The sequence below is a fragment of the Deinococcus detaillensis genome (assembly GCF_007280555.1).
GTDB lineage: Bacteria > Deinococcota > Deinococci > Deinococcales > Deinococcaceae > Deinococcus > Deinococcus detaillensis.
In genome coordinates this window covers 1-21,056 of sequence record NZ_VKDB01000022.1, presented here as the reverse complement: position 1 = coordinate 21,056, position 21,056 = coordinate 1, and the positions used below count along the sequence as shown (strand labels likewise).

The window sequence follows — 21,056 nt, the reverse complement described above, 5'->3', positions numbered from 1 at the left end:
TTTGTAGCAACAATACTACAAAGTAAATCAACTCCCCTGACCAGGACTACACCGTTAACTGTTTGGCGCGTCGGTGCAGAGTTTCAGCCGAATCGGCAAGTCAGTTCAGACCTGTTGCGCCTCCTGTCGCAGACGATGCGGGGGGCCTCACCACTGAGGAGCACCTGAATGTCAACGACCAGTCGTAGCGGTTCAGCCACCGTTTCGCTCAGCCGCCAGCACTTTAGAAGATGCGAAGCGGCGTTCAATTTCAGCGCGGCTGGGTTCCGGTGAACGGTTTACCGAAAAAGGAGCAAGCTGATCTCGCCGCGCCCACTCAATGGCCTGAGCAACCAGCGCCTCCTGCTGCTCATCACTGAGTTCGGCGAAGACCGCTTGCAGACGCTCAGAAGCGAGGAGGGGCGCTGGCACAGGCGGCTGCGCGTGACCGGCCAGCAACCGCGCCACCACGTCCTGAGCGACCCGGTAACGTGCGCGGCCTTTGGGTGTGGTGCCTAAACGGATCGCCGGAAGATCACCCTCTTTGATCTGGCGACGTACCGTGTCGTCGCTCAAGTGGAGAAGCTGAGCGACCTCGGCGATGGTCAGCAGGGCGTGGGGTTCGTGACGTGCTGGAGTCATCCTTCACGATACCGCAAAAGCTGCAAGTGGTGCAAATTCGGAAAGGTCAATTCAACGAGGTACCGAAGAGGGAGGTGGAAGTGTGGGTGGTGTCCAAGCCCCCGGCTTGAGAGGAGCTTCAGCGGGTAAGTCAGCACCAATTTAACCTGCCTGAGATCATCTGAGGGGCTTCACTGCTGAGTGAAGCCCCTTATTGATACCGGCAAAGATTCGGGTTGCTTACCTGGGCTTGCCCCGTTTGTACTTGACCGTCAGCAGGTTCTTGCCCGGCTTAAGAAACGGCGTCAATTCCGCGCTGCCGTTGGCGGTCAGCGTCGTGATGGCCTGACCGTTGAGCGTCACTTTAAATTCGGCGGGCTGGAAACTTTTGAACTTCGCGCTCACGCTGACTGGTCCCGCCTTGGGGGACGGATCAGGGGTCGCCACAAAGGCGTACTCGGTGCGGCCTGCCGTGGACCCCTGGCCCACCTCCTGCTTGTAAAGGGTGCGCCATTTCCCGTTCTCGCCCGCGCCGAGTGTCAGCACGACATTGGTGTAAGCATCGGTGTTCTCGCCGGGAGTGGAGTCGATAATCAGGGTGTTCTTGCCTGCCTTGACCAGTGGCGTCAAGTTCACGCTGCTGCTCTCGTTGTTGGTCAGCGCGACCGTTCGCCCATTCAAGGAAAGGCGGAACATGTTGGGCTGAAAGCGGGCGTCAGTCATCTTGACCACGTACTACGTGGCCTGAGCCGAGACGCTGAGCAGCAGGCCAATGGACAGGGTTCTCATGAAACGGTGCTGTAAAAACCGGTGTGATCTATGCATTCTCGGTGTCCTCCTTGGGCTGTGCCGTTCGCCTGATCATGTACCACGGAGGGGCGTGAATACCGTCAGGAAACGTCGTGACCGGCGGCGCGTGCAGCTGTGCGGCCCTCGGCTCGGCAGTAGCCGGGATCTGTCGTTTCACGTCGTCCGGCTGGGTGGCCTCACTTCTTTACAGCGTTATGTACCCAGCCGCTTGCTGGCCACCTTGTACACGTCTTTTTTGCTGCCTTCCTGCCGGATGCCCACCACTACGATCACCACGCGGCCCGCCTCTTCAAAGACGCGGTACAGCACGCGGTAGCGCTGGCCAGCAGCTCGCACACTTCGGAGGCCTTTAAGGTCATCCCCTAGAGCTTTGCCCTGTCTGGTCGGCTCGGTGTTCAGCCCGGCCACACGCTTCAAGACGGCGGCCCGCGTGCTTACGTCGCTGATCTCTCCCACGTCGCCACGAGCTGAAGCTGTGAAAATCAGTCGGTAAATCGTGACCGCTTCCACTTCTGGCAACGTACTGGTCGGCTTTGTTGACTTCTTCTTTGGGGGCATTCAGAGTTTGACGCCGTACTTTGCGGCCACTTCTTCGATGGGAAAGAACTCTTCTTCATCACGCTCTAGGCGCTTCAAGCGCTCCAGAATCTCCGGGTGGTCAGCGAGTACGGCGGCTGTTTCAGCAGCGTCAAACTCAGCAGTGCTGGCTTTGTCTTTGGGCCGAATCACCACCTCTAAGCCCAGCTCCTCAAGCATGGCTGGCCAAGTTGTTGAGCGCTGATCCAAAGGTGAGCCGTTAAGCGCTCGGCTTACCACGCTCGGCTTGACACCTAAGCGCCGCTCCAACTCGGCTTGATTGATGCCCAGTCGGGCGAGCTGCACCCGTACCGCCTTCGGAGCTTCCGTCACGGCGTTGTATTCATCTGCACGTGTCATGTGTAGATAGTAGCATGAAAAATAACAGATACTTTATTTTAATAACATTACCTGTTATTATATTGAGAGCAGAAAGGGCGCGAATCCCCCTACCGTAATGCCAGTTAAGTTAAGACAACCGTTCAGACCACCGCATCAAAGGTTATTCTGGGAAGGAATTAGGAGAAATGACATGTTCGAGACGAGACAGTCAATGCAGATCCATCTATGGAATGACCGACTTCTCTTCTACTGGCAGGCACCTTTCCCCTTTACGAAACTCTATTCGTGAAAGGCCTGCTCTCCTCTCTTGGTGTGAAATCACATTCAAGCGTCAGCTCGGACAAGAAAACTGCCGGCACTGAAATCATGACCGCCCAGGCACTGAATTCTATGCTGCGGATGGTGTTCCTGTGTCTCGGGCCGATCGGGGCGCTGGCCTGCATTGCTGCGCTGGCCAGCCAATGGAGCGAAGTCGACGCGCTTGACCGTGTGGCTTTGCCCCTGCTGGCCGTCATTTTACTGGTCGTAACCGGAGTCGTGGCCTTCAATCTGCTGAGTGTCACGCTCGCCACGCGTATCTCATTTGTGGCGACGGCGGTGTACTTTCTGTTGGGACTTGACCGTCAATTCTTCTGGTTTGTGCTCCACCATCAGATGCTCAGCGAAAGTTCTTACTGGTTCGCTGTGCTGTACGCCACAGCTTTCGTCGCGTTCCGCGCAGACCGCGCCATTCAAGTGTGCGCTGCCATCTTCGTCATTTCCTTGCTGATCTGCCTGAGTCACCTCTGGACACTCAAGATGGGCGGTCTGCTGACCTACCGGATAGTGGCGTCGGTGGTGCAGTTCCTGATCGCCAGCATGACGCTGGTCCTGGTACAAGTCGCCGTCGGCCGACTTCGCCAGCAGCTCGATCAGGTCCGCGCCGTCGCCTTCCTTGACGTGCTGACTGGCCTCCCCAACCGCCTTTCTGCTCAGCAGCAACTGGAAGGTATGATGCGGACCGGGCGCAAATTCAGCGTGGTGATGCTCGACATCGACCATTTCAAACAGGTCAACGACACCTATGGTCATCAGACCGGAGACATGGTGCTGCGTGAGACGGGCCGGGTGGTGAGTAGGCACCTTCACGGCGAGCAGTTTATGGCCCGCTGGGGCGGTGAAGAGTTCATGCTGGTGCTGCCCGATGTGCACAAACAGGGGGGCAAGGCGTTGGCCGAGACTGCGAGACAAGACCTCTATCAGCATGTCTTCGACCAAGTCGGTGGGCTGACCGCCAGCTTCGGGGTGGCCGAGTGCGTCATCGGGGAAGACCTGAACGATGTGATGCGCCGCGCCGACGCAGCCCTATACGCTGCCAAGCGCCAGGGGCGCAACGGGGTCCGGGTCGCTATGGATGACGGACGCCTGACCCGCCTAGACCTGCCAGCACAAGTCGACCAAGAGTAAACAGGTTGGGTGTTCGCCCCAGCGTCGCTTGATCGACTAAAAAACAGGCGCACAGGAATGCCCAGGCGGGTAAGCAAAGAAAGCTAAGGTCACTCCCTGAATCCCTATTTCTAAAAAAGAAAGCGATTAGTAAATCAGAAGTGAATTGGAATTCTTAAAATGCTTCAAATGCTGGGGGGCTCTGCCCTTCAATTTCTCCCAATCCCCCACCGTTCCAATAACCCTTTCTTTCTCGGCTCTGGCTTAGGCGCTGGCGCAGCCTGGATGTGTGGGTTGCCAGGCTGACTCCAGTCATCAAAGGATGAGCTTAACGTGATAACAGGCCAAACGCCATTCATCGTTTCAGACAAGCGCGAAGGCCCCACAAACGCAGTAGAAAAGGCGACCCGAAGGCCGCCTTGATTTCTTTAATATAGCCGGGTATTCAGCGAATGTCAAATTCATGCACTGAATCCAAAATTGCAGATTTGGTGTCTGTCGAGCACGCGTTTGACCTGAATGGCACTCCAGAGGCCACCTTGCCGGATTTTGAAACCATGCGCTTCAAGCTGGACGGCGACAGCTCCCAAGCTCACCCCTGAGACGACTTTGCCTTGTGGGTGCGGCCAGAGGCCGAATATACACAACAGCCTCAGCACAGCTGGGAAATACCCATCCAGAGCGCGTTAAGCAGTATTCAATCCATCTTGTAATAGCTTCCTAGGTTGGTGACGTTGTGCGAACTGCTGTTCGGGGACGGACTCAGCTTTGACGCCGCCAGCATTCAGGTGGCCCCGATCAATGCGCACCTGACGTATCCAGGAGTCACGGCCCGGCTGCGGGTCATCTCCGGTCCCTCACAGGTCACCCTTCAACTGGACGTGTCGTTCGGAAACGTGATCACGCTCGCTCCTGTCAAGCTTTTCTTTCCACCACTGCTGCTGGACGAGCGCGTGGCCGTGACGGTCTATCCCCTGGAAACGGTCATCACCGAGAAGTTTGCGGCCCTGGTCGAACTCGGCGCATTGACCACTCGGATGAAAGACATTGGCGACTTGCCGATGATTCTGACGACCGAGCCGTTTCAGGCCGCAGCGGTCGCAGAAGCCCCCACGCGGAGCCTCGCGGCTCGGGCAACCCTACAAGAACAGGTGCCGATCATTCTGGGGGCTGAGTTTGCTGCGAACCCCGCCCTTACGGCCCGCTGGCAGCACTACCTGAGACGCACGGGTCTGACCGCTCCCGCGTATAGGGAAGTGATGATGCTGCTCCGGGCTTTCTACGATCCACTGTTGCTGGAAGGGCAGCGGGCCGGTCAGTAGCGAGGGGGGCGCTGGAACGAACTGGACGGCTTGCCGGAATATTGAAGGACGGCGGCTCGCCTGAACAGACGAAATCCCACCGCCCGCCAAGAGGTGCTCCGCTGTGAATCGTCATCCTGCCCGTTGATTGGTGCTACGACCTGCACGGCATAAAGACAGACGGCTTGCTAGATGGTGCTCACAACAAGAACATTCAGCCGCGTCCACCGGCGGTTCGAGTGGCCTCAGGCAGTCCGGACAACAGGCGAATAGCGAAAATACCGACCACCGGTCCCAGGGCCAGCAACACAAACGTCGCTGGCCAGCCGCTCAAACGCACCAAGATGGGCACCAGCGCAATACTCACGGCCGTCAAGGTATAGCCCAGTCCCAACTGCGCGGTCAGGGCCGTGCCGACGTAAGCAGAATCACTGATCTCGCTGGTGATGGCTGAGAACTGGGCAGAGTCCGCGATGATCCAAAACCCCCAGATGAGACTCACGGCCAGCAAGACCGTCGGAGAAGCGCCCAACAGCAGCAGCCCAGCCAAGGCCAGTGCGCAACCACCCGAGCAGGCCAACGCCAGAATTACGAGACGAGTCCGGCCCCACCGATCACCGAGCACACCTCCCAGAGCGCAGCCGAGTGCGCCGATGCCGATCACGGCGAAGGTGGCAAACGCCGCTTCACGGTGCCCAGGATCAGCGGGGCCTGCAAGTACCTGGCTGAAGAAAGCGGCGAACCAGGCCCACATGGCGTATAACTCCCACATGTGGCCCAGATAGCCCAAGGTGGCCAGCCGCATGCCCCGTCCGCTGAGCATCTTCCAGGCCTGGGCTGGCTGAAAGGTGGCCGCCGGAAACCGGTAAGGCCCCTCTTCCACCCGCGCGGCAATCAAGCCGCCGAGCGCCGCCAGCAGACTGGTGGTCACGATGACCACGCGCCAATTGGCACCGCCGAAGCCGTTGATCAAGTGAGGCAAGGCCGATCCCAGCGTCAGTCCCCCGACCATCACGCCGAGCGCGACCCCACGTCCAGTGACAAACCAGGCCGACATGGCTTTCAGTGCCGAAGGGTAAACCAGTGCCAATGCAGCCCCAGTCAACGCGCGCAGCAGCGTGGCAGGAACGAGACCACTGGCAAACAGCAGGCCTAAATTACTCGCGGCTGCGAGGAGGCCGCCCGCCAGGATCAACCGCTGGGGCGTCACTCGGTCAGCGAGGTTGAGCGCGGCACTGAGGACGGCACCCAGCACGAATCCCAGTTGGACAGCCAGGGTCAACCATGCCGAAGCCACATCGGTCAGTGTCCACAGCTCGCGTAGCTGCGGCAACAGCGCCGCCGCTGAGAACCACGGTGCCATGGTGAAGAACAGGCCGGTGGCCAGCCCAGCGAGCGCCGACCAGCGCCTAGGTGCTCCATGAGGAGGAGAAGTTACGGGCATGGTGCTCAGCATAGAGCGGCACATTGTGCTGGGGTGCCTCTGACAACCGGCTATCGCCGCTGGTGAAGGAGCGATCTCGAGGTGATCTGGCCAGCGGGAACGGGCGTGCTGACTGACGTGACCCCCGAATCTCGGTTCTGCTTCAGCTTTGGTGCTCGAAGGCAAACAAGACCATGCTCCGCAGGGTACAGAAGCCTGCCCGGCCATACACCTGCCGCTTAATGAGCTTGATCTTGTTGACCACACCTTCAACTGGGCCTTGACTCCACGGTAATGTCGCGGCAGTCTCTTTGCAGATAGCGCTGAGCCGCGCCGTGAGCAAAGTCGTCGACGTGGTCAGCAAAATAGGTCTGTGTCCGATTGATCTGTGTTGCAACCAAAAACTCGCAGTACCGTTTTCGACTGACGCTTCGAGGTCTTCCCACCAGCTCAGAATCTCGAATTTGCCCAGTTTCGCATAAGTCCTAAACTGAAAAACCCATCTCTGAGTTTCGCGTAAGTCCTACGCTGTAACTCTCAGTCTTCAGCCGCTGCACCTCATTGAATCAACCCTGCATAAGGGCCCTGGAGTACCGAATTACCGAGACCTTGGGTCGCCGCAACTTGACCTAATGCGGTTGTCGCTACAGATAAAGAAGAAGTTGCCCCCGGTAGCGGATTTAAATTGATCTGGCAGATCCGGGTCGGGCTGGGTCAAATCTACATTGTAGGTGGTGACGGTGTACTGCAATTTGGGCGTGCCGAAGTCGCCGCCGCTGGAGCTGGGCAAGGCAAAGCTGGGGAGCGTAACCACGCTCGCGCCTCCCTGCGCCTGGACGATAACCGGCATGTACGTGTCGGTGCAGGCTTGCGCGCACTTGAGTTCGATGCGGGCCGATTTGGTGTCTGGGGCTGTATTGAGATTGAGAGTCAGGTAATTTTGTCCACCTTCGCTTTGAAGGGTGGGCGTGGGTGCGTCCATCGCCGCGCCGTTTGCATCGATGCTGGCAGTATCCCTAAAGGTTTTCCCTCCTGCCTTGACCTCAAAATTGTAGGTGGCCGCACCCGGCAGCAATATTCCATTGAATTTATCGAAGGCTAGCGCTCCTTGATTACCCCCCATCACTTCTTCATTGACCAAAAAGGGCTGATCGTTGTTCCAGCCAGGAGCCTGTACGGTATAAGGCAGGTTGGTGAAGATTTTGCCCTGTGCGTCCCTGAATTTGCACAACAAAGCTGCGCCGCCGCTCGATTGTCCGCCCGCGCAAACCAAGCCGAAGACCGAAAACTCTATGGATGTGCCGGTTCGGCTATTAGCGGCGGCGACAATCTTGAAACGTCCCAGGTCTTTGCCGCTGCTCTTCACCAGGCCGGTGGAAGCATCGACACTGACAATCCCTGGCCTGGATGGACTGGGGATTGTCCAGTTGATGCCAGGAAGGTTGAGGGGCGTCTTGGTTTTGGCATCGAAGGTGCCAAATTGCACTGGCTTGCTGGCCTCAACCGAGATGTTGGTCAGGTCACTCGCATCCGCCACCAGCAGGTCCGAGGTGTCGACTGGAGTGACCACGATCGGGTTACTGGCGGCATCCTTGTATTGTATGGCCCAGCGAATCGGTTGGGCAAAATTCCAATCGGTGCCGCTGAGCAAGGGATTAAGGTCAAGCGGCGCTTCGGTGGAGATCAAGGTGAACATGTAGCGCTTATCGGCCGCAAGCGTCACTTTCTTGTCTATGTTGCACGTCTGGCCCGCATTGACAACGCAGGTGCGGGCCGCCACCAGTCCTTCTTTGCCAGACTCGGTGACATACACCCAGTGCGAGCGCGGACCGCTGGGCGCAGTAAAGGTAAAGCCGCTCAGATCAGGCTTGAGGCGAAGGGTGGCGTCGTTGGGGACTGGGAGGGGTAAGGCGCTGGCTACAGCGAAGGTTTGCGTCCTCACACCCACGCCGGGCGCAGTAAAATCAGCCGTGTAGTTGCCCGCTATTTGCTGATCGGGATAGATCGGAGCTGCCGTTAGCACATAGGGCGTGAAGGCTGGATAGTTATATTCCCAGATGAGCGCGTTACCGGGGCCACGCACTTTGACACTCCAAGTCCGTACTGAGGGGAAGCCGTCTTTGGTCATCAGGCTGGTGGTGAGGCTTTGGTAGGCCTTTTCGGCTTGGTTTTTGACCGTCATCGGGGCCGCCGACAAACGGGCTTGCCACTCAGTGGTGTCGGCGTCAATCGGCGTGACCACCGGCGTATAGACCACCTTCAGATCCACCCGCCCCAAGCTCTCCGGCGCAGTCGTAGCGCCCAACAATTTATCCGAGGTAATAATTTCGGCGTAATACGGCTCGCCGCGCATGTGGCCCGCTGGCAGCGTCAGCGCGATACTTTGCGCTCCACTGAGCGCTTGGGTACGGAGGCCGGGCCCCGCGCTTTTGTCTGCCGTTGTATTCTTGCCGAACACCGCGCCGCTGGCCCACATCAGCCCGCCTCGGAACTGGATGGGTGGACCGAACACCACGTTGCTACTCCCCCCGCCATCATCGGGTGGGGGAGTACCAGGAATAGTCTTATCCGGCACTTGTTGAGCTTTCTCTCGCGCTCTGTCTTGGCAATCCTCGTCGCAGGTCTTTTTAGGTTTTTCTGGAGGGGTCTGGCTAATGGTCACCTCAGGCGACGCACTCTTGGACCCAAAGCCGACGCGGTAGCCGCTGTAGATGCCGCTGTCATTCTGGTTGCCCCTGTAGTAGTTGACGATGGCGGCCTGCGTATCTGCTGGCGCGGTGAACTGGGCTTCGGCAGCATTCAAGCTCTGCACTTTGAGGGTGGAGTTGCCAAGGCTCTGCGGCGGTGTGACGGCCACCAACGGCTGATTGTCGCTGACTCCTTGTCCATCAATGTTGCCGCTGATCTCATAGTTGCCGCTGAGCGGCGCGGCGCAGAGAATGAAGTAGTTCTCGGAGGCCTGAAAGGTCTTGTTGTCTTCGGTATCGGGATTGTAGGGGTTTTTGAACGTGTAGGTTGAGCCGTCCGGCGTTTTGAGGTTGAGCGTGACCGTGTGATTGGCATTGGGAGCAACCGGCGTTCCAGTTTTGTCACGCAGCGCCAGCGTAATGGCCGTCGCTGGAGCAGTGCGCGTCAGGCCGTTGGCCGCTTGGCATGACACGGTATTGGTCACGCCCACACCCAAGCCGATCTTGGGCTGGCCCTGATCGCCACTCCCACCACCGCCGCCACCACCACTCCCACCACCGCCTGAACAAGCTGTAAGCAGCAACGAAACACCCATTACAAGTCCGGATAGCTTAAGAATCAGCTTTCGTTTCAAATGCTTCATACTTTCTCCTTTGAAATTAAACAACAAAGTTTGTTAGGAACAAGCGCCACTGACTTGATAGGTCTTGTGTGGGGTTTGATCAGAGAAATTGCAGAGTTTGGCCGTCTTGGGTTTAGACAGGGAAACCAATGAAAACTGTGCGCCCACGAAGCTGGCTTGGTTGAGATCAAGCTGGGCATTGCCGAGCAAATAGATATGGCCACCATCGGAAACGCTGCGGGAGTTGTTGACAAAATTGACGTTGTTAATTTTAAGTAGACTGTCGCCATCGGCGCGAATAGCTCCAAGATCGTTGTTTTGGAAACTGCCGCCCTCAAAACTCAATCTGCCGCTTTGCCGCACGGCGGCGGTCGTGGAGCCATTCGCGCCGTTTTCGGCGAACAAGGTGTTCTGAACACTGGCTTGGCCACCGGATACCAGCAGAGCTTGTTGATTGCCCCTGAATTCGCCGCCGATGATCAGGGTGCTGCCGCTCCTGACTGCCAGGGCCAGAGCGCATCCGACGAAGCGCAGCCCTTCGAGCTTGACGTTTTCAGCCTTCGCAATAAGCCCGTCGCTGTCAGGCAAGCAGCGCAGCGTAACAGCGCCGCCTTGAGCCGTGATGGTCAGCGGGCGGCTGATCGTCAGACCGTCTTTGGGCAAGCTGTATTCCCCTGGCGACAAGGTCACGCGGCTTCCCACTTGAAGGTCTAAGGCTTTTTGCAGCGACTTTACCGGGAAATCTGGTGCGCCGGAGTTGTTATCTTTGCCGCCAAAGGCCCGTGCAAACACGCCCTGCGCTGCATCAGGTGCGGGGCCGTTGACCGCTGGGGCAGCGGGCGGGGTGGGATCAGCGTTGACAGTGGGCGGCAGGAGAACATTACCCGTGACATTGATGGTCACATTGACTGTGACATTGAGTTGCACCACCGGAAACGAATTGGCAATCAGGGTGTAATAGGGAACGTGGCGCTGCGGCAGCGTGGTGGCGTACTGAGAACTGAGGTCGCGCACCCGTTCTACGACGTAGGTCAGCAGTTGGGTGGCTTGGATGTCGTCACGCTGACGCTGGGCATCCATGCCCGCTTCGGTGGCTGCGCTGCTGTCAAACTTCCCGCTGAGCGCTTCCAGAACGGCGTAGGTAAACAGTCCGTGTCCGAGGGACGGTTCTTCGAGCGATTCCTGATTGGCCTGCGCCGCCGTGATCCACGAGCGGTATTCGTTGACACCGCCTTTGCTTTTGCTGGCTGAAGCGCTTTTGGTGGCACTTTCCAGCGTACTGATCAGTTGCTGGGTGGCGGGTTGGCGGGCAGTGCCGGGGCCGCTGATGGCCTGCCCGGAGGCGCAAGTATCCAACAGCAGCAAAGTTTTGGCCTTGATTTGGTTGTAAAAGGCTCCCAGTTCCTGACCGGTGATGGCTGTAGTGTCAAACTTGCGGGCGTCGCCGCCGTACAGCATGGCGTAATACTGCCCCCCCTGCTCGGTACCGTGCGAGGAAAACAGGGCGATCACCGTATCGTTGGCGCTGGCCTGCCGCACGATGCTTTGCATGGTTGCCAAGACATTGGTGCGGGTGGCTTTTTCTTCGGTCAGTAAAAAGGTGTTGACTTTGCGGTAGAGCCTACCGTGCTGACCATCCAGCAACTTGACCAGCGCCTGAGCGTCAGCGACGGTGTAGTTCAAATCGGGGAAACTGGAATCGGGGCCGCCGAAGGTCTTGACACCTACCGCCAGCACATACAGATCGCCTTGGGGCGCACTCACATTAAAATCGGCTTCTTGATTGTTCCCAAATCCACCGATACCAATACTCAGCGGCTGCCAGCGCTGAGCGGGCGGCACTGCGAGTGTCAGGATAACTTGCTGCGGACCCGCCGAGGGAAAGACCCCGGTGCCTTTGGTCTCGGCGCGTGAAGCGGTGCCGCCGCGCAGGTAAGGGCGCAACTCGGCCCGCTCGCTCAGGCCTGCAATTTTTAACTTGAGTTCTACGCTGTCGCCGTTTTCGCTCCAGGTGTAGTCCGTGACGCTGAGTTGCGGCGAGGCTGGGCTACTCTGAGCCAGACTGGACTGATTGAGCGCCAAACCAGCCAGCAGCGCCCACAGTGCCCACAAAGGAAAAAAACGCGAATACGGCATGGGGAGTCTCCTGAAGAACTGGCCTTACGGTGTGGCGGAGGGTTCGGGGTCAAGGTGTTCGGCCAATTGATCAAACGGCAGCGCCCAGACCGGCTGCAAGTCGGCGCTAAGTTGAGCGAACAGTGCGCCGCTGCCAGAGACGCCGCCCAGATACACGCGGCCCGCTGGGTCGGCGGCCAAAGTAAAAATGCTCATCCCCTGCGCCCGCGTGAGGAGTTGCCGCGCCAGGACTTGACCGCTACTGGAAAAGCGTTGGGTCAGGCCGCTGTTTTGCGGGGTTTCTTCGCTGTAGCCCGCCGCCATGATTTGGCCACCCGGCAAGCTGACCAGCGACGTGAACGCTTCGACCTGGGGGGTAGCAAATTGCCTGAGCCAGTGGAGTTGGCCCAGATTGTTGAATTTGGCGGCAAAGGCGTCTGCGCCGCCGCCCGCCTCACCCGTCAGTGCGCCGTAGGTATAACCGGCCAGCCAGACGCCGGTTGGAGTGGTCAGCAGTGCCGAAACCACGTCATTTTGGTCGCTGCCCACTTGGGTCTGGGCTATCACACGGCCCTGCCCACTTTCCAGCCGCGCCAAAAAGATATCTTTTTGCCCCGCGTTGGCCTTCAGTGCCGCTTCAGCGGGCGGCAGGGTCCCAAACCAACCGCTGGTCTGTCCCGTCACCCAGACGGCGTTTTGGCCTTGCAGCGCGATGTGGGCCGCCCCGTCCTCGGCGTTTGGGCCTGCTGAGGTCAGTCGCTGGTTCCACAGGACTTTGCCTTCTTTGCTCAGCCGCTGCACCAGCACCGTTTGCCTGACGACACCGCTGTGGGTGCCCAGCGGCAGCAGGTCGTTGACGGTGGAAACCACGAACACCTCTCCGCGCTCGTCGACAGCCACATCCGTGCCCCGTGCGTCGCCCGAAGCGCTGATCACCTCCCAGTCCACCGTCCGCGTTTGACCATTAAGGCGCGTGACCTGAACGCCTTGCGCCGTATCTGCAACCACAAAAACGGCCAGTTGGCCTTTGACCAGCGTGCAGGCCAATGCTTTGGGTTGCCCACTGATCAGGGCGAATACCGTCAGGCTGCGGCTCTCGCCTTGCTGGACTTGAATGAAACCTTGCGGTATAGCGTCAGAGGCGGCAAGCGTACCGGGCAGCTTGGGCGAGAGGGGAGGGCGCACTGCGCCGAGCGTGAAGCGGCGTCCGTCAGGGCAGAGGGCCACGCGCATAATTTGTTGGACACCAATGCTCTTCAAGCGGGCCAGCAAAGCGTCGCGGGTCGGTGAACTGGCAGGCTGGGCGGCAGCGCTGGCGCTCAGCAGGGACAAGCTCAGCAAGGTCGCCCGCCCAATTTTGTTCATGGCCTGACCTCAATATCGGCGCTGCTGGCTCCAAAAGTGGTGCCGGTCGGGAGCGGCATGACTCCGGTGGCTTTCAGCATGGCGGCCAGTTTTTGGAACTGAGCAACGTTGAGCAGCACCCGAAAGTCGCCGTTGATATTGCCGGGAGCGTTGTAGAGGTTGAGCGGCTCCGGCGTAATCAGGGCGACCACACGGGTTTTGCCATACGGCTCAACCGCCCGGAAATCGTAATTGCCAAACTGAAGGCTGGGAAAGCGGTTGGTCTCCCCGCCAATGATTTGATTGTTTGGGTTGTACTTGTTGGGAAACAGCACGGCGATGTTGCCTTGTTCGTCGAGTTCCAGCAAATTGAGGTAGCCGTCGTCGCTGCTGTAAATCTGATAGCGAATCGCTTCGCCCAGCTTGTACGTTGGCTGATTGCTGTGGATCTCCACCTTAAAAGCGCTGGTGTTGAGGTAGCGGTCAAGCAGCTCGCGCCCAGAGTTAACAGCAGTGATTTCGGGCAGTGACGGGGCGGCCTGCGCAGCACGGCCAAACTGCAACATATTCTGACTGAGCAGCGCTTCGGGGCCTTGGAGCTGCGGATGGTAGGCCAGAAAGCCGATGTCACCCAACGCGTTGACTTTGGTACGGATGTACTGGGCCGTATACTCGCGCAATTCGGCGAAGCTGACCGGCCCCTTGGTGGCCATGACTTTTTCGTGCAGTCCCAGGGTAAACAAGCTGCCGCCCTCATCGGTCAGGGCCACTTCGTTGGGCGCGGCGGCGTCAAATTCAATCAAGGTTTGGTTGCGAGCGGTGGGCGCAGGGTCGGCAGGGGTGGGAATTACCCGGAGGCTCTCTTCTTTCAGGCCGACAACCCCCGTGCCGCGCGCGCCCTTGCTGATGTTAATCGCCTTGTCGCAGGCCATAGCGCCGCTCTTTTGCAGCACTTTGGGGCGCAGGCGGCTTCCAGCACTTTGCCCAGTGATTTGCGATTTTGTGGCGGTGCCGCTAAAGCAGCTGTCCAGTACCACCAAGACGTTGTTGCTCGGCAGGGCGGCAATCGCCTCGCCCAGTTCGTCGTCGATCAGAAGGTTGTCGAGGTCATATGGCACCAGCGCTTCGTCGCAGCCGTCGGCCTCGTCGCCGTTCAAGTCTTTGACCCGGGAGCCGTGACCGCTAAAATAAAACACCACCCGCTCACCGGCTTTGCTTTGCCCCAGCCAATTTTTCATGCTGCTCAAAATCCCCGCTTTGGTGGCGTCGCGGTCTTCCAGCAACTTGATCTGATTGTCAGCAAAGCCCATTTTTTTGACGATGTCGCGCATCAGCACCGGATCGTCAGAAACTCCCGGCAGAGTCACGCCACCTTGATACTGGCCGATGCCGATTAACAGGGCGCGGTCTTCGGCCTGTGCCTGGGAGGCGAACAGTGCTGCAGCCAGCACAACGATGGCGGTTGGGAACGACACTCGGCGGTGGTGGCGTGTTCCGAACATAATGACTCCTTTGCTTGTCTTGCAAGAAGATCGAGAAGATAGCCATGTAGGGCGATTAAGAATGAATTGGGAAATGGAAAGTATGGTCTATCATTTGCCGAAGCTGATCTATCCAAGCCAGAAGCTGGACCGGGCGTGGGTGCTGATGCTCCCTTCACACCACCTTCGAACTGTCCTGGTCTATTCGACTTCACTGAAGGTGAGCAAATCATAAGACCCTGAGCAGGTGTCTGGCTACGCTTTTTTGTTACCGCTTGTGAACAGTTGCGGCGACCAGGAAGCTATTCCTGCTCGCCCCGGCAGGTGGCCGCCTGCACGCGGGCCAAGTGGGCGTGAAAGTGGTGACCGCCCTGCTCTTCCAGCAGGGCCTGTTCGTCCCACACGACCGCCAGATGCAGCGACAACTCCGGGTGATGCTCCACTTGGCGGGCATTCTCGAGCCAGTGACGCGCCTCCCTGGTCTGTTCCAGCAGTCGGTACGTGCGCGCCACCAGCACCGACGTTTCGGCCATCGCCAGCGGCTGCCGGGTCAGGGTGACGGTCGAATGCGCCCGCAAGGCCCAGTCGAGCGCCTGACGCAGTAAGCGCTGACGGTGCAGCGGCGGGCTTTTTTCGGCCAAAGCCAGGTGCATCAGCGTCAGGTTGGAACGCGCGGAATACACGCCGTGCCACCACTGCGCCACCTGCGCCACATCGTGCGCCAGACGCTGGTGATGGATAGCCCGCTCCAGATGTCCGGTCCGGCGCAGATACACGCCGTAATTGATGTGAAACCAGCAGTACTCCACGCCGTCTTCGGGAACCAGCAGCGACCGCAGGCTCACGAAATACCGGTGCGCCTGATCATAGTGTCCCTTGAGGGTGTTATACCGCGCCACCCGGACCAGTAAGCGGGCACGGTTAAGCCGGTTGAGGCCGGGAAGATGCAGCGCCGAGAGGAGCAGGGGGATCTGGGGCCTCGTCGCGTCGATCCCGCCCTGTTCCTCCAGACCCATGGTGGTCAGGGTCAAAATCTGGGCCTGTTCGTTCGCCGACAAGGTGCAGTCCTGCATGGCCTCCAGGCGCTCAAGCGCCTGGGCAACCAGTCCACTCTGGAGCAGCAGCGTGCATTCCCCCAGTTCCACAGCCACCGTATTGCGGTGGCTGCGCAGGGAACGCAGATGATCGAAGATCGCCGGGCGCGCTGGATCGAAGCGGAGTTGAGAAAGCGGTTCCAGGAGCAGACTAAAGAGCTTGGAGGCTTGCCGGGCCGGACTGCTGGTGATCCGCTGCCCGAACAGCCCTGGTTCCTGCGCGCGGGTAAAGCGCCACAAATCCCGGCCCGCTACGCTGGGACTCAGGCGGCTCCAGGGGTGGTGGTCGCAGATCTCGTCCGTGCCGACGTGGCGCTCATGGTTGACGGCCAGCAGGGCGTAGAACACCACCCATTTCTCTGAGAGCGGCAGGGTGTAGCCGTTCCAGATGAGGCGGCAGATTTCCTTGTCGAGTTGGACAGTCAGCGTTGGAGAGGCAAGAGCACCGTGTGTGGCCTGAGCCGGAATTCCCATAACGGATCCTCAGCAGTGGGGGATGTGGTGAGCGCTTTAATTGTACGGGCTGTCAGGTTGAATCCGACTTCCTGGCCACTGCAACTGTTCACAAGCGGTAACAAAAAAGCGTAGCCAGGTATGCCCCCGGCGTCTTATGATTTACTCACCTTCAGTCAAATCGAATGCATCAGAACAGGTCGAAGGTGGTGCGGAGGCTTTATGCATACACGGCAGCACATGGCAGGTCTGGCGCTGGTCTCACTCACGCTTTTGCTGACCGCCTGTGGTGATGGCGGTACCGTCACGCCGCCGCCACCATCCGGTACCGCCATCACCAGCACCGCTGACAGCGGCGCTGGCAGCCTGCGCGATCTGCTGGGCAGTGCCAAAGACGGCGACACCCTCAAGCTCGCTTCCGGCACGATTACCCTGGCTGGCCCGCTGAACGTCACCAAGAGTGTCACCCTGGATCTGGGCAGCGGCGTGATCGACGCCGCCGGAAAGGGCCGCGCCCTGGAAATCCCCAATGGCGTGATTGTCACCATCAAGGGCGGCACGCTCAAAGGCGGCACCGGAGCGCCCATCACCGTGCAGAGCATCGGCTTGCAGGCGCTGAGCGTCGCGACTTACGGCGGCGTGCTGCTCAATCAGGGAACACTGACGCTGGACGGCACGGCGGTTACGGGCGGTAAAGCCAACGTGGGCGGCGGGATTGCCAACCTCAAGACTGGCACACTGACGCTCAAGGGAACGAGCAGCGTGAGTGGCAACACGGCACAGGCCCTGCCCCTAGACGCGAAGGAGGACAGTGGCAGGGGTGGCGGCATCTTCAACTCCGGCACGCTGAAGATGGAGGGCGGTACTGTAGGCGGCAACAGCTCGGTCTACGTCGGCGGCGGTATCTATACTCTGGGGCCGGGCAGCATAACCATCAGCGGCGGCGTCCTCTCTGGCAACAAATGCACCTATACAGTCGTGGACAAGCCCGCCGAAGGCTGTGAGGGGGGCGCGGTCTATACCACTGGCCTCCTCACCATCTCTGGTGGCACGGTGCGTGACAACGCCAGTACGCGTTTCGGTGGCGGGATTGAAGTTGTTGGCACCACCTTCAATTTGTCGGGCGGCGACATCAGCGCCAATACCACTCTTCGGGCCGGTGGTGGCGTGCTGCTGGGCGAAGGGACCACCATGAACTATTCTGGTGGAACGATCCAGGACAACAAAGCCACCGATCTCGTGGAAGGCGGCGGCGGCGGCATCCTGGCTTTCAAGGCCATTCTCAAAATGAGTGGCGGCACCATCAAGGGCAACTCGGCGCTGACGGGCGGCGGCATCGACGCCTTCACCAAAAATACTGTGGAAATCAGCGGCGGCACCATTGAGGGCAACGCCACCCTTGCAAATGGCAATGGTGGCGGTATCAACGTCAACACGGGCAGCACCCTCAACTTCACGGGCGGCACCATCCAGAACAACACCTCGGCCGGTAACGGCGGCGGCGTCGCCATCAGCGACAGTGCCGGAGTGCTCACCATCAGCGGCACGGCCAAAGTGAGTGGTAACAGCGCCCGCTGGGGTGGCGGCGTGATCGTCAACGGCGCGAAGATGACGCTGGCAGGCGGCAGCATCAGCGGCAACATCGCCGTGCAGACGGGCGGAGGCGTACTGGACAACGGCACCGTTACCATGACCGGCGGCGAGATCAGCGGCAACAGCGTACCGGGCAACACAGGTGACGGCGGAGGCGGTGTACGCCTGTTCGCAGGGAGTACCTTCACAGCCAGTGGCGGCAGCATCAAGAACAACACAGCCTCTTTCGGGGGTGGGATCAAAACCGACGAAATTTACCAGACTTCGCCTGCCTCCATCTTTACCCTGGCTGGAGCCACCATCAGCGGCAACACGGCCACCGAAAATCGGGGCGGCGGCATCAACAATCGGGGCCAATTGATCATTCAGAGCGGCAGCGTGACGGGCAACACGGCCAAGATGCCAGGCGGCGGCGTGTTTAACGCCAAAGTCGCTACCTACACCCAACCCGGCGGCAGCGTGACGGGCAATGCGCCCGACAATGTGTTCAACGAGCAGTAACCCTCAGCTTGATTGACGGCCCAGTAGGACTTGCTCCGCTGCTTGAGGGGCTGATCCATGCTAGACAAATTTGCTCGTCGGTATTGACCAAGAAAGACTGGCCCCATCGTCGAATACGGCTGGTGGGGCCGTTCCAACACTTCATCTCACCTCGCCAAGTGTTCCATGAGGAGCAGCTATGTTCAAATCTCTTCTGGCCGTTTCTCTACTCCTGCTGCTGAGCGCCTGTAACTCACCGGGAACGCCCACATCGCCCAAATCTGAGGCTGCGCAACCACAACAGCCGAATCCCGACACCAGGCCCCCCTTTGACGTGACCCTTACCCCGGAACACCTGACTCTTTCCAACAAGCAGCAAGGCAAAGTCGCCTTCACACTGGTTTGGAATTCTTACAAGGGTATGCTGTGGCACGTCCTCCAACAAAGCGCGGCGGCAGCCCTGTTGAAAGCAGAGATTCACAAAGACGCCGTAGGAACTTGGATAAGCGTGGACGCCACGGATGTCTTACCCGGCGAGTACACACTCGGTCTGAAGGTGAACGACCAAGACAATGTCCACAGCATCATTCGGACGGTCAGAGTCACAGTGGCGCAGGATGCCAGTTTGCCCAGCATTGCGCCAATAAATCGTGTTCGGCTATCGCCCGGTCAGCAGGTCATCTTGCCGCTGACGATCACACCTCCGGCCAACGGAACGCCTCTTGCCCCGATCATAGTCAGCAGTCCGGCCCCAGAATTGCTCAGCGCCACGCTGGTCGGCAGCGAATTGACCATTCGGGCCAGTGCCGCTGCACTCCCACAGGGTCTGATTCCCATCACCGTTAAGGTTAGCGCTGGAGCGGAAGCTGTCAGTCTCCGAATTCCGGTGGAAATCGGCGACTTGATCGAGCGTGAATATGACCGATTTAATGAGCTGCGCGCTCAGGCCAATCTTCCTGCGGTGACCTTCGATACCGGAGCCAGTATGAATTGCTGGATGCACGGCCGCTACATGATGGTCAACGAAATCATCGGACACAACCAAAACCCGGCACTGCCGTTTGCCTCACTTGAAGGGCTGGCATGCGCCACAAGTAGCAATGTCGCCTGGAGCGAAGTTCCGCTCTCCAAACTCTCAGTGCTCACGCCGAGTACCTCAACCCTCTTCACCGCGCCATTTCATGCCCTGGGAATGTTGCAGCCAACTCAGCAGACTGTGGGCATCGGCGTCTTTACGGTGGCGTCCTCGTATCCAAACTACGCTCGTCTGGGCAGCGCAATCACCTCATTGGGCGGGGAAAAACCCTTAGCGCAGCAGATGACGTTTCCGGGCGACAAGGCCACGACAGATATGAGCAGCTACAACGGTGGAGAGTGGCCCGATCCTCTTACCGCTTGTCCGGATCTGGATCCTCAGAAAACTGGACTGCCTCTTATCGCTGCGACATTCATAAGTGGCGCGACCACGGCCACAGAAGCGACGTTGGCCTCGGCAGGTCAGGACATTCCAGTCTGTGCTTATGGCAGTACGCAGTACGCCAATACAAAGGACAAGCCGGGCGACTATGTGGGTGGCCCTATCGGCGCACAGGAAATGGGCCGCAGCATTCTTCAGAGGAGTGGAGCGGTCTTCATGATTCCGAAACGACCGCTGGAAGGCGGCAAGACGTACCAAGCCAGCGTAAAAATCAATGGGCAACTGATGCAGTGGAGCTTTATGACTGCTGCTGCACTGCGAGAACAGAGCCTCCCTGACATAACCCGCCAACAGATCAGATAGGCTTGTTTTCTGACTGAAAGACTAGAGCGACTGATCCTAGCAACGTCGGTAGCGGCTTTTTCAACAGTGGCAACCTCACCATCACCAGCAGTAGCGTCACGGGTAATACGGCCACCCAGAACGGCGGCGGTGTCCTCAACCAGAAATCTGCCGTCTATGACCAGCTCAGGAGGAGGACGACTCACAGTGACAGGGTGAAGTTGAAGGCTTTACTGCAGCCAGCGAACAGTTGACATCCTGTGCCTTAGAGCAACTTCCATAAGGCGTTGTGGAGGAATTGGAGCACTGCCGCAGGCACATCGCTCAATCTATGACTGGTGAACAACGCCAGCAATACCAGGGGAACGATTTGCCAGGCACTCCAGCGGCGTTGCATCAGAGAGAGCAGGACAGAGGCGAAGAGAGCGGGTGGGACCAGCCAAGCCGAGAGGCCTTCCAAGCGCATCAGCAGCTGGAATTCGGGGTGTTGCTCGAAAGCGGCCCCTAAGGAGCTGTAGTTCAGGTAGTAATCACCGGTGTAGATGCTGGACAGCAGGATGGCCCCCATCAGCAAGGCCGCAATGACCGCCCAGAACACTGAGGAACAAAGCAGATTGATGGACTGGGGTATGGGGGAAGATGCCATCAGCTCAGGCTACCCGAAACGGACGCACGCACGCGCTCTTGGAAGGCTGTCCCGGACGGGACAGCGGCTCATGCCCTGGGTTCAGTTAAGGCAACTCTTGCCCGTGCGCGCCCCTCTTCCCGGTCACCTTCAAAGCGTGGCGGGCGCTTCACACGGCGTGACCCCGCCCATCTTCCTCATTGATCTGGGCTGCCGCTGATCCGGCCTGAGGGCTGTCCCGGGCGGGACAGGCTGATCTACCGCTGGGGGCAGCACCGTGTTTTTTTACCCAGCACGAGAGTCACCTCTTCGCCAGAGCAATGGG

The 21,056-nt window shown here is 59.1% G+C and carries 15 protein-coding genes; 4 read left to right on the top strand and 11 right to left on the bottom strand.

Going from position 1 to position 21,056, the window contains the following annotated elements:
- Window positions 1-192 precede the first annotated feature (192 nt).
- The 4 genes from FNU79_RS15025 to FNU79_RS15010 form a co-directional block, all read right to left on the bottom strand.
- Window positions 193-621, bottom strand: coding sequence for a helix-turn-helix domain-containing protein (locus FNU79_RS15025; protein WP_143721629.1), 429 nt, complete (start codon window positions 619-621; stop codon window positions 193-195).
- A 219-nt stretch (window positions 622-840) separates the two neighbouring features.
- Window positions 841-1,323, bottom strand: coding sequence for a hypothetical protein (locus FNU79_RS15020; protein WP_143721628.1), 483 nt, complete (start codon window positions 1,321-1,323; stop codon window positions 841-843).
- A gap of 279 nt (window positions 1,324-1,602) precedes the next feature.
- Window positions 1,603-1,968 (bottom strand): type II toxin-antitoxin system RelE family toxin, encoded by a 366-nt coding sequence (locus FNU79_RS15015; RefSeq protein ID WP_143721627.1) that lies wholly within the window; start codon window positions 1,966-1,968, stop codon window positions 1,603-1,605.
- On the bottom strand, window positions 1,969-2,346 hold the full coding sequence (locus FNU79_RS15010; protein WP_143721626.1) for a hypothetical protein: 378 nt from the start codon (window positions 2,344-2,346) through the stop codon (window positions 1,969-1,971).
- Window positions 2,347-2,640: 294 nt separating this feature from the next.
- On the opposite strand from FNU79_RS15010, the gene FNU79_RS15005 reads away from it, so the two are divergent.
- Complete coding sequence (locus FNU79_RS15005) at window positions 2,641-3,774, top strand: GGDEF domain-containing protein (protein WP_143721625.1); 1,134 nt, start codon at window positions 2,641-2,643, stop codon at window positions 3,772-3,774.
- Window positions 3,775-4,481: 707 nt separating this feature from the next.
- Window positions 4,482-5,075 (top strand): nucleotidyl transferase AbiEii/AbiGii toxin family protein, encoded by a 594-nt coding sequence (locus FNU79_RS15000; protein ID WP_225430104.1) that lies wholly within the window; start codon window positions 4,482-4,484, stop codon window positions 5,073-5,075.
- A 193-nt stretch (window positions 5,076-5,268) separates the two neighbouring features.
- On the opposite strand, the gene FNU79_RS14995 is transcribed toward FNU79_RS15000, so the two are convergent.
- The 6 genes from FNU79_RS14995 to FNU79_RS14965 form a co-directional block, all read right to left on the bottom strand.
- Window positions 5,269-6,498 (bottom strand): MFS transporter, encoded by a 1,230-nt coding sequence (locus FNU79_RS14995; protein ID WP_143721623.1) that lies wholly within the window; start codon window positions 6,496-6,498, stop codon window positions 5,269-5,271.
- A gap of 577 nt (window positions 6,499-7,075) precedes the next feature.
- Window positions 7,076-9,760, bottom strand: a complete 2,685-nt coding sequence (locus tag FNU79_RS19185) for a hypothetical protein (RefSeq protein WP_185974741.1) — start codon at window positions 9,758-9,760, stop codon at window positions 7,076-7,078.
- Between the two features lie 81 nt (window positions 9,761-9,841).
- Window positions 9,842-11,923 (bottom strand): caspase family protein, encoded by a 2,082-nt coding sequence (locus FNU79_RS14980; protein ID WP_143721621.1) that lies wholly within the window; start codon window positions 11,921-11,923, stop codon window positions 9,842-9,844.
- A 24-nt stretch (window positions 11,924-11,947) separates the two neighbouring features.
- On the bottom strand, window positions 11,948-13,267 hold the full coding sequence (locus FNU79_RS14975; protein WP_143721620.1) for a hypothetical protein: 1,320 nt from the start codon (window positions 13,265-13,267) through the stop codon (window positions 11,948-11,950).
- The gene (locus tag FNU79_RS14970; protein WP_143721619.1) at window positions 13,264-14,748 is read right to left on the bottom strand and encodes a caspase family protein; all 1,485 of its coding nucleotides are present in this window, start codon (window positions 14,746-14,748) and stop codon (window positions 13,264-13,266) included. Before FNU79_RS14970 ends, FNU79_RS14975 begins: the two co-directional genes overlap by 4 nt.
- Window positions 14,749-15,029: 281 nt before the next feature.
- Window positions 15,030-16,295 (bottom strand): hypothetical protein, encoded by a 1,266-nt coding sequence (locus FNU79_RS14965; protein WP_143721618.1) that lies wholly within the window; start codon window positions 16,293-16,295, stop codon window positions 15,030-15,032.
- Window positions 16,296-16,496: 201 nt separating this feature from the next.
- On the opposite strand from FNU79_RS14965, the gene FNU79_RS14960 reads away from it, so the two are divergent.
- Complete coding sequence (locus tag FNU79_RS14960; RefSeq protein ID WP_143721617.1) at window positions 16,497-18,368, top strand: autotransporter outer membrane beta-barrel domain-containing protein; 1,872 nt, start codon at window positions 16,497-16,499, stop codon at window positions 18,366-18,368.
- A 178-nt stretch (window positions 18,369-18,546) separates the two neighbouring features.
- Window positions 18,547-20,127, top strand: a complete 1,581-nt coding sequence (locus tag FNU79_RS14955) for a CAP domain-containing protein (RefSeq protein ID WP_143721616.1) — start codon at window positions 18,547-18,549, stop codon at window positions 20,125-20,127.
- Window positions 20,128-20,371: 244 nt separating this feature from the next.
- Here the strand turns inward: FNU79_RS14955 and FNU79_RS14950 are convergent, their stop codons facing one another.
- Entirely contained in the window at window positions 20,372-20,752 is a 381-nt protein-coding gene (locus FNU79_RS14950) for a hypothetical protein (protein ID WP_143721615.1), read from the bottom strand.
- Window positions 20,753-21,056 lie beyond the last annotated feature (304 nt).